The organism is Pseudomonas sp. Tn43 (genome assembly GCF_014192635.1).
GTDB lineage: Bacteria > Pseudomonadota > Gammaproteobacteria > Pseudomonadales > Pseudomonadaceae > Aquipseudomonas.
The window spans coordinates 55,883-69,059 of the sequence record NZ_JACHYG010000002.1 but is presented as its reverse complement, the minus strand read 5'-3'; the positions used below and the strand labels follow the sequence as shown (position 1 = coordinate 69,059).

The window sequence follows — 13,177 nt, the reverse complement described above, 5'->3', positions numbered from 1 at the left end:
CTCGGTTGGCGATGAGAGGCGGCGATTATAGCCGCGCATCAGGGCTTCAGGCGAGGCGCGCAATAAAATCAGTCAGCGATGGCATATGCCTTGCACCATCACAAGCATCAGCACTCATGCCAGCGGCGGGATGAGTGGAAGGACAATGGCGTCGTCACCCGGCTTTGCCCACGCAAGGGCGTTGGGACGACGCTTTTTTTTGGAAGGTGCGAAATCGATGAACGAACCATCAGCCGGCCCACTGGCCTGGGTCAATGGCAGCGATGCCCCGGAAAAAACCGCAATCGACCTCGGCTTCATGGCCCTGAGCGACTGCGCCTCAGTGGTGGTCGCGGCCACTCAGGGCTTTGCCCAACCCTACGGCCTGACCCTGAACCTCAAGCGCCAATCATCCTGGGCCAACCTGCGGGATAAACTGGTCAGCGGCGAACTCGACGCCGCCCACAGCCTGTACGGGCTGATTTACGCCGTACACCTGGGCATCGGCGGCATCGCTTCCACTGACATGGCCGTGCTCATGGGCTTGAACCAGAACGGCCAGAGCATCAACCTTTCCCACGGCTTGCAGGCCCTGGGTGTGACCAGTCCTGAAGCACTCGATCGTCACGTGCACCAAAGTCGCCCAAAACTGACCTTCGCCCAGACATTTCCTACGGGCACCCACGCCATGTGGCTGTATTACTGGCTCGCGAGTCAGGGCATTCATCCGTTGCAGGATGTCGACAGCGTGGTGGTGCCGCCGCCGCAAATGGTCGCGCACCTGCAAGCCGGGCGCATCGACGGTTTCTGCGTCGGCGAGCCGTGGGCGGCCAGTGCGGTACAGCAGAATCTCGGGTTTACGATGGCCACCAGCCAGACCCTGTGGCCCGATCACCCGGAAAAGGTCCTCGGCTGCACCCGCGCCTTTGTCGAGCAATACCCCAATACCGCACGGGCGCTGGTGATGGCGATCCTCGAAGCCAGCCGATTCATCGAAACCAGCCAGGAAAATCGCCGCAGCACCGCGCAACTGTTGAGTGCGCCTGAATATCTGGATGCACCGCTGGACTGCATCGAACCACGGTTGCGCGGTGACTACGCCGATGGCCTGGGTAATCGCTGGCAAGACCCGCACGCCATGCGTTTTCACGGGGGTGGCGAGGTGAATTTTCCGTATCTGTCCGACGGCATGTGGTTCATGACCCAGTTCCGGCGCTGGGGTTTGTTGCGTGACGACCCCGATTACCTCGGCGTGGCCCGTCAGGTCCAGCAACTAGACTTATACGGTGAGGCCGCCACTGCTGTCGGTGTGCCTGTCCGGAGTCAGCCAATGCGCACCAGCCAATTGATCGACGGCAAAGTCTGGGACGGTTCGGACCCGGCCGGCTATGCCCGCAGCTTCACGCTGCACGCCATGAGCGACAGCGCTCCCCTTCTCGCCAGCCGCTGACAGGAGCCTGCGAATATGTTGCGTATCCTGCTGATCAATGACACTGCGAAAAAAGTCGGGCGCCTGAAGGCGGCTCTGACCGAAGCCGGGTTCGAGGTCATCGACGAGTCCGGCCTGACCATTGACCTGCCCGCGCGCGTCGAAACGGTGCGTCCGGACGTGATTTTGATCGATACCGAGTCACCGAGCCGCGATGTGATGGAGCAAGTGGTGCTGGTGACCCGTGACCAGCCACGGCCGATTGTGATGTTCACCGACGAGCATGACCCCGACGTGATGCGCCGGGCGATCAAGTCCGGCGTCAGTGCCTACATCGTCGAAGGCATTCACGCACAACGCTTGCAGCCGATTCTCGACGTGGCCATGGCGCGTTTTGAAAGCGACCAGGCCCTGCGTGCGCAATTGCACGCCCGCGACCAGCAACTGGCCGAGCGCAAGCGCATCGAACTGGCCAAGGGGCTGCTGATGAAGATGAAGGACTGCAACGAGGAAGAGGCCTACACGCTGATGCGCCGCCAGGCCATGAGCCGCCAGCAGAAGCTGATCCAGGTGGCGGAGCAGATCATTGCCATGAGCGAGTTGCTGGGCTGAAGCCTTGTGGTGCTTGTGATGACGCCTTCGCGGGCAAGCCTCGCTCCTGCAGGTTTTGTGTCGTTTACAACATCTGAATTCACCACAAAACCCGTAGGAGCGAGGCTTGCCCGCGAATGGCCACAACGCGATCTCACGTGTTGGCACAGTTCTCGCTAAGTAAATCCCTGCAAGGTAACCAACGGCGGTTGCCCCACCTACGACAAAGACGTCGCTCACCTCATTCGCCCCCCTGGCGGATCGGGTAGCGGCGTTTTTTCGTTTTGGCCCCAGAGACCGGGGCTGGTGGTGCGGCCTTAGCGGCGCCCACCTGCAAGCTCATGACTCCTTCTTGATACGCCTGACAGCTGAGGTGCGCGATGAATTCAAGCTTCTGGAAATCCGGCCATACCCCGACACTGTTCGCAGCCTTCCTCTATTTCGATCTGAGCTTCATGGTCTGGTACCTGCTCGGCCCTTTGGCGGTACAGATCGCCGCTGATTTGCACCTGACCACCCAGCAGCGCGGTCTGGTAGTGGCCACGCCGATTCTGGCCGGGGCCGTATTGCGCTTTGCGATGGGCCTGCTGGCCGATCGCCTGTCGCCCAAAACCGCCGGGATCATCGGCCAGGTGATCGTCATCTGCGCCCTGTTCGTCGCCTGGAAAGTCGGCATCCACAGTTATGAGCAAGCGCTGTTGCTGGGCCTGTTCCTCGGTATGGCCGGTGCGTCCTTCGCCGTCGCCCTGCCGCTGGCCTCGCAATGGTACCCGCCGCAGCACCAAGGCAAAGCCATGGGCATCGCCGGTGCCGGTAACTCGGGCACCGTGCTCGCTGCCTTGATTGCCCCGGTGCTGGCTGCCGCGTTTGGCTGGAGCAACGTGTTCGGCTTCGCCCTGATCCCGTTGGTCCTGACCTTGATCATCTTTGCCTGGGTGGCCAAAAATGCACCCGAGCGCCCGAAAGCCAAGTCTGTGTCCGACTACTTCAAGGCCTTGGGTGACCGCGACAGCTGGTGGTTCATGTTTTTCTACAGCGTGACCTTCGGCGGTTTCATCGGTCTGGCCAGTGCCCTGCCCGGCTACTTCAACGACCAATACGGCCTGAGCCCGGTGACCGCCGGCTACTACACCGCCGCTTGTGTGTTCGGTGGCAGCCTGATGCGTCCGCTGGGTGGCGCGCTGGCGGATCGCTTCGGCGGGATTCGCACCTTGCTGGCGATGTACACCGTGGCAGCGATCTGCATTGCAACGGTAGGTTTCAACCTGCCAAGTTCCTACGCCGCGCTGGCGCTTTTCGTGTGCACTATGCTCGGTTTGGGTGCAGGCAACGGTGCCGTGTTCCAGTTGGTCCCGCAGCGTTTTCGTCGGGAGATCGGTGTGATGACCGGGTTGATCGGCATGGCCGGCGGCATTGGCGGCTTCGCACTGGCAGCCGGGATGGGCGCGATCAAGCAAAGCACCGGCAGCTATCAACTGGCCTTGTGGTTGTTCGCCAGCCTTGGCGTGCTTGCCTGGTTCGGTCTGCACGGCGTGAAACGTCGCTGGAGAACCACGTGGGGTTCGGCAGCCGTCACCGCTGCACGGGTTTGAGGACTGAATGAGCCTGCAACTGAGTTTTGCCGAACACAGCGCCATCGGCCCCCGCGAGGAGAACCAGGACGCTGTGCGCCTGGTCACTCCGGCCCCGGCGCTGGCGGCGAGCAAGGGTTACTTGTTCGCCATCGCCGACGGCGTCAGCCAATGCGCCGATGGCGGGCTCGCGGCCCGCTCGACCTTGCAGGCCCTGGCGCTGGACTACTACGCCACCCCTGAAACCTGGGGCGTCGCCCAGGCACTCGATCGTCTGCTACTGGCGCAAAATCGCTGGTTGCAGGCCAACGGCGGTGGGCAACCGCTGCTGACCACGGTCAGTGCCCTGGTCATACGCGGCAGGCGTTTCACGCTGGCTCATGTGGGCGATTGCCGGGTTTATCGCTGGCACGCCGACACGCTGCAACGGGTAAGTGAAGATCACGTCTGGGACCAGCCGGGCATGCAGCATGTGCTCAAACGGGCCCTTGGGCTGGATCAACACCTGGTACTGGACTTTCTCGATGGCGAACTGCGCCTGAACGAGAGTTTCGTGCTGCTCAGCGACGGCATCTGGGCCGTGCTGGGCGACACGGCCATTGCGGCGATTCTGCGCGATCAACCCGACCTGAACAGTGCCGCGCAGACTCTGGTCAGCGCCGCACACCTGGCTGGCAGTCAGGACAACGCCAGCGCTCTGCTGGTGCGGGTCGATGCCCTCGGTGAAACCAGCATTGGCGACGCACTGATTCATCTGCAGCAATGGCCACTCCCGCCTGCGCTGAAGCCGGGCCAGACGTTCGAAGGCTGGCAGGTCGAAGGGATCCTAGGCCAGAGCCAGCAATCGCTGCTCTACCGGGTGCGCGATGCACAACAACAGCCCTGGCTGCTGAAAACCTTGCCCGGTGCGCTGCGCGACGATCATCAGGCCGGGCAGGCGTTGTTGTCGGAGGAATGGTTTCTCAAACGTGTGGCCGGGCGGCATTTTCCTGAAGTCCATGCCGCCAGTCAGCGTCAGCATTTGTACTACGTGATGCGGGAATACTCCGGATCGACCTTGGCTGAGCTGCATGAACGGGTCGCAACGCTGCCATTGGCTCAATGGCTGGACCTGGCCGAACGTTTGTTGCGGGCCATCGGCATACTGCATCGACGGCAGATTCTGCATCGCGATATCAAACCGGAGAACCTGCTGCTGGGGGACGACGGTGAGCTGCGCCTGCTGGATTTCGGCCTCGCCTACTGTCCCGGGCTGTCCGAAGATCAAGCTTGCGCCCTGCCCGGAACGCCCAGTTATATCGCCCCGGAAGCTTTTCGAGGCGACCCTCCTACGCCACAACAGGATTTGTATGCGGTCGGCGTGACCTTGTATTACCTGCTGACCGGGCATTATCCCTACGGCGAAATCGAAGCATTCCAGCGCCCACGGTTTGGTATACCTGTCAGCGCCAGTCGCTACCGACCCGACCTGCCGGAATGGATCGCGCAAAGTCTGGAGCGCGCAGTGGCAGCGGCTCCGGACCAGCGCTTTGAAACGGCGGAAGAATGGTTGTTGCTACTGGAACAGGGAGAACGTCGCAGTTTGAGCGTGCGCCCCAGGCCGTTGCTGGAGCGCGAACCGCTGAAAGTCTGGCGGACGTTGGCGCTGGTGTCGTTGCTGGTGAATCTGGTGCTGCTGTTTTTGCTGTTTCATGGTTAAAAGATCAAAAGATCGCAGCCTTCGGCAGCTCCTACGGGTGCCCACGATCTCCTGTTGGAGCTGGCGAAGCCTGCGATCTTTTGATCTTTTTCTGCTTCAAAACCGGGCATCGCGCCTTGAACCGGTGCACGCAAACACCTTTTACCGCGCCAAGAGCCCATAAATTGCGCATTTGTGCGACTTGGCACAACCACTGCATTACCTTTCCCAACATACATAAAGCCCAACCTTCAACGTAGAAGGCTGCGCTGCCCGAGAGAACGGGACAAGGACAAAGGCGTCCTCGCTAGTTAACTGGCGGGACGCCTTTTTTTGTTTGCGCAAAATTTGTCGAGCAAGGCCTGAATGCCCTGATGAGGCAGGCCCGAGCTCCCCGGAGAACCTGATGAAAAAACTAAAACTGGTGATGATCGGCAATGGCATGGCCGGGGTTCGTACCCTGGAAGAACTGCTCAAGCTGAGTAATGAGCTGTACGACATCACGGTCTTCGGTGCCGAACCCCATACCAACTACAACCGCATCCTGCTGTCGCCTGTATTGGCCGGCGAACAGACCTTCGAAGAGATCGTGCTCAACGATCTGGACTGGTACCTGGAAAACAACATCAAGCTGCTGCTCAACCGCAAAGTGGTAGAGATCGACCGGGTCAAACGCCGGGTCATCGCCGAAGACGGCACCGAGGCCGAATACGACCGCCTGCTGATTGCCACCGGTTCGACGCCATTCATCCTGCCGATCCCCGGCAATACCTTGCAGGGCGTGATCGGTTACCGCGACATTGCCGACACCCAGGCGATGATCGACACCGCCAAGACCCACAAGCATGCCGTGGTCATCGGCGGCGGCCTGCTGGGCCTTGAAGCCGCCAACGGCCTGATGCTGCGCGGCATGCACGTCACCGTGGTGCACATCGGCGAGTGGCTACTGGAACGGCAACTGGACAAAACCAGCGGCCAACTCCTGCAAACCGCCCTGGAAGCTCGTGGCCTGCATTTCCGCCTGTGCGAACAAACCCAGGCCCTGCACGACGCTGGCAATGGCCGGGTCGGCTCGGTTGAGTTCAAGAACGGCGACATCATCCCCGCGGACCTGGTGGTAATGGCCGCCGGTATTCGCCCCAACACCGAGCTCGCGGAAAAATCCGGCATCCCGTGCAACCGTGGGATTCTGGTCAACGACACGATGCAAACCTACGACCCACGGGTCTACGCCATCGGCGAATGTGCCAGTCACCGTGGCATCGCCTATGGCCTGGTGGCGCCGCTGTTCGAACAGGCCAAGGTCTGCGCCAACCACCTTGCCCAACTGGGTTTCGCCTCCTACAAGGGTTCGGTGACATCGACCAAATTGAAAGTCACCGGCATCGACCTGTTTTCCGCCGGCGACTTCATGGGCGGCGAAGGCACCGAGACCATCACCCTCTCCGACCCGATCGGCGGGGTCTACAAAAAACTGGTGATCAAGGATGACGTGCTGGTCGGCGCCTGTCTGTACGGCGATACGGCAGATGGCGGTTGGTATTTCCGGCAGATCCGTGAGAACCATGCCATCGGCGAGATCCGCGATCACCTGATGTTCGGCGAAAACGCCTTGGGCGACGTAGGACATCAGGGCCAGGACAAAGCCATGAGCATGGCCGACACCGCCGAAGTCTGCGGCTGCAATGGCGTGTGCAAAGGCACCATCGTCAAGGCCATCCAGGAACATGGCCTGTTCAGCGTCGATGACGTGAAAAAACATACCAAAGCTGCCAGTTCTTGCGGTTCCTGCGCCGGTCTCGTCGAGCAGATCCTGATCAACACCGTGGGCGGCGCGGCAGACGTCAAACCGAAAAGCGAGAAAGCCATTTGCGGTTGCAGCGATCTCAACCACGGGCAAATCCGCCAGGCCATCCGCGACCAGCACCTGCTGACTATCGCCGGCACCATGAGCTACCTGAACTGGCGCACTCCGAACGGTTGCGCCACGTGCCGCCCGGCGCTCAACTACTACCTGATTTCCACTTGGCCGGGCGAAGCCAAGGACGATCCACAATCGCGCCTGATCAACGAACGCGCCCACGCCAATATTCAGAAAGACGGCACTTACTCTGTCGTCCCGCGGATGTGGGGCGGTGTGACCAATCCTTCGGAGCTGCGGCGCATTGCCGACGTGGCCGACAAGTACAACGTGCCGATGGTCAAGGTCACCGGCGGCCAGCGCATCGACTTGTTGGGGATCAAGAAGCAGGACCTGCCTGGCGTCTGGAAAGACCTGGACATGGCGTCCGGCCATGCCTATGGCAAATCCATCCGCACGGTAAAAACCTGCGTCGGCAGCGAGTTCTGCCGCTTCGGCACCCAAAATTCCACACAACTGGGCATCGAGCTTGAGCACGACCTGTTCAACATGTGGTCGCCGCACAAAGTGAAGCTGGCCGTCTCCGGTTGCCCACGCAACTGCTCGGAAGCGGGGATCAAGGACGTCGGAATTATCGGCGTCGATTCCGGCTGGGAGATGTACATCGGCGGCAACGGCGGGATCAAAACCGAAGTCGCGGAGTTCTTCGTCAAACTGAAAACCGCCGAGGAAGTTCGCGAATACAACGGCGCGTTCCTGCAGCTGTACCGCGAAGAAGCCTTCTATCTCGAGCGCACCGTGCATTACCTGCAACGGGTCGGCATGGAACACATCAAGAAAGCCGTGCTGGAAGACCCGCAGCGGCGCAAGGCATTGAACGATCGCCTGCAATTCTCTCTATCGTTCGAGCAGGACCCTTGGAAAGAACGCCTTGAGCAGCCGCTGTTGAAAAAAGAATTCGAGGTCATTCCCGTGAAGAACCTGGAGGTGCAGGCATGAACTGGCTGGATATCTGCGCACTGGAAGAAATCAACACGCTTGGCTCGCGGATCATTGCGGGGCCGAAAGGCGACATCGCGATTTTTCGTACAAGCGACGATGAGGTTTTCGCCCTCGACGATCGCTGTCCACACAAGGGTGGGCCATTGTCCCAGGGTTTGATCTACGGCAAACGAGTGGCCTGCCCGTTGCACAACTGGCAGATCGATCTGGAAACCGGCGAGGCCCTGGCCCCGGATATCGGCTGCGCCCACCATCATTCGGCACGGGTCGAGAACGGCCGGGTGCTGCTGGCTCTACGGGAAGCAAGCTGATGAACCAGATCACCGCCTCCACCTGCTGCTACTGTGGGGTCGGCTGCGGCGTGCTGATCGAGCACGACGGCGAGCGCATTCTCGGCGTCAGCGGCGATCCGGCACACCCGGCCAACTTCGGCAAATTGTGCAGTAAAGGTTCGACCCTGCATCTGACCGGCGACCTGAAGGCACGGGCGTTGTACCCGGAACTGCGCCTGGGCAAAGGCCTGGCCCGCAGCCGCACCGACTGGGAAACGGCGCTCGATCATGCCGCCAGCGTCTTCGCCAAGACCATCGCCGAGCACGGCCCGGACAGTGTCGCGTTCTACATCTCCGGGCAGTTGCTGACCGAGGACTACTATGCGTTCAACAAACTGGCGCGAGCGCTGGTGGGCACCAACAACATCGACAGCAACTCACGGCTGTGCATGTCTTCAGCGGTGGTCGGCTACAAGCGCAGCCTCGGCGCCGACGCTCCGCCTTGCAACTACGAAGACCTGGAACTGAGCGACTGCGTGATGATCGTCGGCAGCAACATGGCCTACGCCCACCCGGTGCTGTTTCGTCGCCTGGAAGAAGCAAAATCCCGCCGCCCACAGATGAAAGTCATCGTCATCGACCCACGGCGCACCGACACCTGCGATTTGGCCGACATGCATCTGGCGATTCTGCCCGGCACCGATGTCGCCTTGTTCCATGGGATTTTGCACCTGTTGCTGTGGGAAGACTGGATCGACCGCGATTTTATCAAAGCCCACACCGAAGGCTTGTCCGAACTGAAAAACCTGGTGCGCGATTACACCCCGTCAATGGTTTCGCAACTGTGCGGCATCAGCGTCGAACAATTGCAGGAATGCGCACAATGGGTCGGCACTGCACCGAGCTTTCTGTCGCTGTGGTGCATGGGCTTGAATCAGTCCACCGCCGGCAGCGCGAAGAACAGTGCGCTGATCAATCTGCACCTGGCCACCGGGCAAATTGGCCGGCCCGGTGCAGGACCTTTCTCGCTGACGGGTCAGCCAAATGCCATGGGCGGCAGGGAAACCGGCAGTTTGTCGAACCTGCTGCCAGGCCATCGCGAAGCAGCCAATGCCGAACACCGCGCGCAAGTAGCCAATTACTGGGGCGTTGATCAATTACCCGCGAACACCGGCCTGACGGCCATCGAACTGTTCGAGCAGATGCGCAGCGGCAAAATCAAAGCCCTGTGGATCGCCTGCACCAACCCTGCACAGTCGCTGCCGGACCAGACCGCTGTGCGCGCAGCACTGCAAGCTTGCCCGTTCGTGGTGTTGCAGGAAGCCTTTCGCACCACCGAAACCGCCGCGTTCGCCGACTTGCTGCTGCCCGCCGCCAGTTGGGGTGAAAAGGACGGCACGGTCACCAACTCCGAACGGCGCATTTCTCACGTCCGCCAGGCCATTGGCGCACCCGGCGAAGCACGGTCCGACTGGGCGATCACTGTGGATTTCGCACAGCGCCTGGAAAAACATCTGCGCCCTGAAGCCACCAGCCTGTTTGCCTTTGAAACCCCGGCGCAGGTCTTCGACGAATACAAACACCTGACGTGCGGCCGCGACCTCGACCTGTCCGGAATCAGCCATGCGCTGATCGACCAGCTCGGTCCGCAGCAATGGCCCTTCCCCACTGGGGCCCGCGAAGGCACGGCGCGGCTGTACCTGGACGGAGTTTTCCCCACTGCCAGCGGGCGCGCCCGGTTCGTGACCGACCCGTATCGCGCCGCCAAGGAACAACGCGATGCGCGCTTCCCACTGACCCTGATCACCGGCCGCCTGCGCGATCAATGGCACGGCATGAGCCGCACCGGCACCGCCGCGCAGCTGTTCGGTCATGTCAGCGAAGCCGTGTTGAGCCTGCACCCGGATGAACTGCGTCGGCATCGCCTGCAACCCGGCGATCTGATCAACCTGAAAAGTCGCCGGGGCTCGGTGATCGTGCCGGTCAGCAGCGATGACAGCGTACGGCCGGGCCAGGCGTTTCTGCCCATGCATTGGGGCGATCGCTTTCTCAAGGGCGGCGTGAATACCCTCACCCTTCCCGCCTTCGACCCCTTGTCGAAACAACCGGAACTCAAACACAGCGGTGTGCGACTCGAGCCTGTGCAATTGCCTTGGCAGCTTTTCGCCCTGATAGAGGGCGATGTTCAACAGCATTTGGAGACACTACGACCGCTCTGCGAGGCGTTTTCCTACGCAAGCCTCAGCCTGACCGGCCGTGAGCGTCCAGCGCTGCTGATACGTGCCGCCAGCTCCACCGCTCCGCAGGCGCAGTTGTTGCGTGATATCGATCAATGCCTGGGGCTCAACGAAGGCCCGGTATTGGCCTACGACGATCCTCGGCGTTCGATCGGCAAACGGGTACGCATTGAAAACGGTCGGATCACCGCGATCCGCCTGGCCGGTGAAACCCTCGCTCAGCACTGGCTGCAAAGCCTGTGGCTTGAAGGTCGCGCCGACGAACAACTGCGCCGTTGGCTGCTGGCGCCTTTGAGTGCGCCACCGGGAAGCGCTGGCGGTCCGGCATCGGGCACCAAAACCCTGTGCAACTGCATGAACGTCAGCCAGAACGCGGTGTGTGCCGGCATTGGCCGTGGCCTGGATTTGCAGGGTTTGAAACAAGAATTGGGCTGTGGCACGCAATGCGGCTCCTGCGTCCCGGAAATCAAGCGTTTGCTGGTCGCCAAGGCGCAGCCAGTCGCCGTCATCTCGTGAGGAAAACACTATGAGCGCAAAAGTCTGGTTAGTGGGTGCGGGTCCTGGTGACCCTGAATTGCTGACCCTCAAGGCGGTTAGAGCGTTGCGCGAAGCGGACGTAGTGCTGATCGACGATCTGGTCAACAACGCGGTGCTGGAGCATTGCCCGAACGCGCGAATCATTCCTGTCGGCAAGCGCGGTGGCTGTCGCTCCACGCCTCAAGCCTTCATTCATCGCCTGATGTTGCGTTATACCCGCCACGGCAAATGCGTGGTGCGGCTCAAGGGCGGTGATCCATGCATTTTCGGGCGCGGCGGTGAAGAAGCGCAGTGGCTGCGGGAGCGTGGCGTCGAGGTTGAGCTGGTCAATGGCATTACCGCGGGCCTTGCCGGCGCGACCCAATGCGATATTCCGCTGACGCTGAGGGGGGTCGCGCGTGGCGTGACACTGGTCACCGCCCACACTCAGGATGACAGCAGTCTGAACTGGCAAGCCCTGGCACAAGGGGGCACCACGCTGGTGATCTATATGGGCGTGGCGAAGCTCAACGAAATTCGTGAGCAACTGCTGGCTGGCGGAATGGCTGCCGATACGCCTGTGGCAATGATCGAAAATGCGTCCCTGCCGCACCAACGGGAATGTCGGAGCGATTTGGCAGCCATGGAGAACGATGCCTGTGACTTCCAGCTCAAAAGCCCGGCGATTCTGGTGATCGGTGCGGTGGCGGCCTGCGACGAGATCAAAAGATTGCAGCCTGCGGCAGCTCCTGCATTGGCTCGGTGTTTATCCTTGTAGGGATCAAAAGATCACAGCCTGCGGCAGCTCCTACATGGATTTTGCATTTATCCCTGTAGGAGCTGCCGCAGGCTGCGATCTTTTCGAAACAACGCAAAACCAACGCTGCAAACCCAAATCGCAGACAAAGAAAAGCCCGGCCTGAGCCGGGCTTTTCCAGAGCTGCGAGCTAATTACTTAGCGCTAGCTTCAACCTGCGCTTCTACGCGACGGTTTACAGCGCGACCAGCGTCAGTTTTGTTGTCAGCAACTGGGCGGGATTCGCCGTAGCCAACAGACTGAACGCGGGACGATTCAACACCGTACTGGTTGGTCAGAACGTTCTTAACGGCGTTTGCACGACGCTCGGACAGTTTCTGGTTGTAAGCGTCAGGACCGACGGAGTCAGTGTGACCTTCAACAGTAGTGGTGGTGGATGGGTACTGCTTCATGAAGTCAGCCAGGTTCTTGATGTCGCTGTAGCTGTTAGGCTTGACTACCGACTTGTCGAAGTCGAACTTCACGTCCAGCTCAACACGAACAACTTCAGCAACTGCTGGGCAGCCATCAGCGTCAACAGTTACGTTGGCTGGGGTGTCCGGGCACTTGTCAACGTTGTCGCAAACGCCATCGTTGTCGCTGTCAGCGCAAACTTCAGCTGGTGCTGGAACTGGAGCAGCAGCAGGCTTGGAGCCGCCACCGAAGTTCACACCGATACCAACGCTAGGAGCCCACTCGGTGTCGCCCTGGTCGATGTTGTACTGAGCTTCAACGCCGGCACGGGCGTAGAAGTTGTCGGTGAAGTACAGCTTGGCACCGCCGCCAACGTTGGCGAAAGTGGAACCGTTACGACCGCTTTTGCCGTTCTGACCAATGCTTTGGTCGGAGAAGCCAGCCGATACGTACGGACGCAGCATGTCGCCCGGGTTGTTGAAGTGGTACAGAGCATCCAGAGCGGTGTTGGAGCCCTTGATGTTACGGCCATCTTCAGCACGTGCGTTGTGCACTTCGTCGTAGGCCAGACGCAGTTCAACGTCGTCGGTCAGGAAGTAACCGATCGAACCGCCGAACAGGTTGCCGTTGTTCTTGAAGTCACGAGCGCTATCGAACATTTCTTTCTTAGCGAAGCCTTCGATTTCAACTGCGCCTTGGCCTTGTGCCAGAGCGCCGAACGAAGTGGCAGCAATAAGAGAACCAATGGCCAAGCCCAAGGTGTTTTTCAGTTTCATCCGTTAAATCCCCATCTGGTGATTGTGAAGCAGTCCCGCAAACCGGGGGACAACT

The 13,177-nt window shown here is 60.5% G+C and carries 9 protein-coding genes; 8 read left to right on the top strand and 1 reads right to left on the bottom strand.

The genetic code is table 11. The features are described 5' to 3' along the window. The first annotated feature begins 217 nt into the window (after positions 1-217). From FHW68_RS04650 to cobA, 8 genes are all read left to right on the top strand, one after another. A complete protein-coding gene (locus FHW68_RS04650) occupies positions 218-1,429 on the top strand; it encodes a CmpA/NrtA family ABC transporter substrate-binding protein (protein WP_183679077.1) in 1,212 nt (403 codons plus the stop codon). Between the two features lie 15 nt (positions 1,430-1,444). Then, a complete protein-coding gene (locus tag FHW68_RS04645; RefSeq protein WP_008006986.1) occupies positions 1,445-2,020 on the top strand; it encodes an ANTAR domain-containing response regulator in 576 nt (191 codons plus the stop codon). Positions 2,021-2,379: 359 nt separating this feature from the next. Then, on the top strand, positions 2,380-3,591 hold the full coding sequence (locus tag FHW68_RS04640; protein WP_095634283.1) for a NarK/NasA family nitrate transporter: 1,212 nt from the start codon (positions 2,380-2,382) through the stop codon (positions 3,589-3,591). Between the two features lie 7 nt (positions 3,592-3,598). Next, positions 3,599-5,269 (top strand): bifunctional protein-serine/threonine kinase/phosphatase, encoded by a 1,671-nt coding sequence (locus tag FHW68_RS04635; RefSeq protein WP_183679076.1) that lies wholly within the window; start codon positions 3,599-3,601, stop codon positions 5,267-5,269. 385 nt (positions 5,270-5,654) lie between these two features. After that, positions 5,655-8,108: a nitrite reductase large subunit NirB gene (gene nirB, locus FHW68_RS04630; protein ID WP_095634285.1), complete on the top strand. Its 2,454-nt coding sequence runs from the start codon at positions 5,655-5,657 to the stop codon at positions 8,106-8,108. Next, positions 8,105-8,422 (top strand): nitrite reductase small subunit NirD, encoded by a 318-nt coding sequence (nirD, locus tag FHW68_RS04625; RefSeq protein ID WP_095634286.1) that lies wholly within the window; start codon positions 8,105-8,107, stop codon positions 8,420-8,422. Before nirB ends, nirD begins: the two co-directional genes overlap by 4 nt. Continuing rightward, a complete protein-coding gene (locus tag FHW68_RS04620; RefSeq protein ID WP_409258740.1) occupies positions 8,422-11,136 on the top strand; it encodes a molybdopterin-dependent oxidoreductase in 2,715 nt (904 codons plus the stop codon). The genes nirD and FHW68_RS04620 overlap by 1 nt, the downstream gene beginning before the upstream one ends. A gap of 10 nt (positions 11,137-11,146) precedes the next feature. After that, a complete protein-coding gene (gene cobA / locus FHW68_RS04615) occupies positions 11,147-11,914 on the top strand; it encodes a uroporphyrinogen-III C-methyltransferase (protein WP_183679075.1) in 768 nt (255 codons plus the stop codon). Between the two features lie 173 nt (positions 11,915-12,087). On the opposite strand, the gene FHW68_RS04610 is transcribed toward cobA, so the two are convergent. Then, positions 12,088-13,122, bottom strand: a complete 1,035-nt coding sequence (locus FHW68_RS04610) for an OmpA family protein (protein WP_095634289.1) — start codon at positions 13,120-13,122, stop codon at positions 12,088-12,090. Between the last annotated feature and the right edge of the window lie 55 nt (positions 13,123-13,177).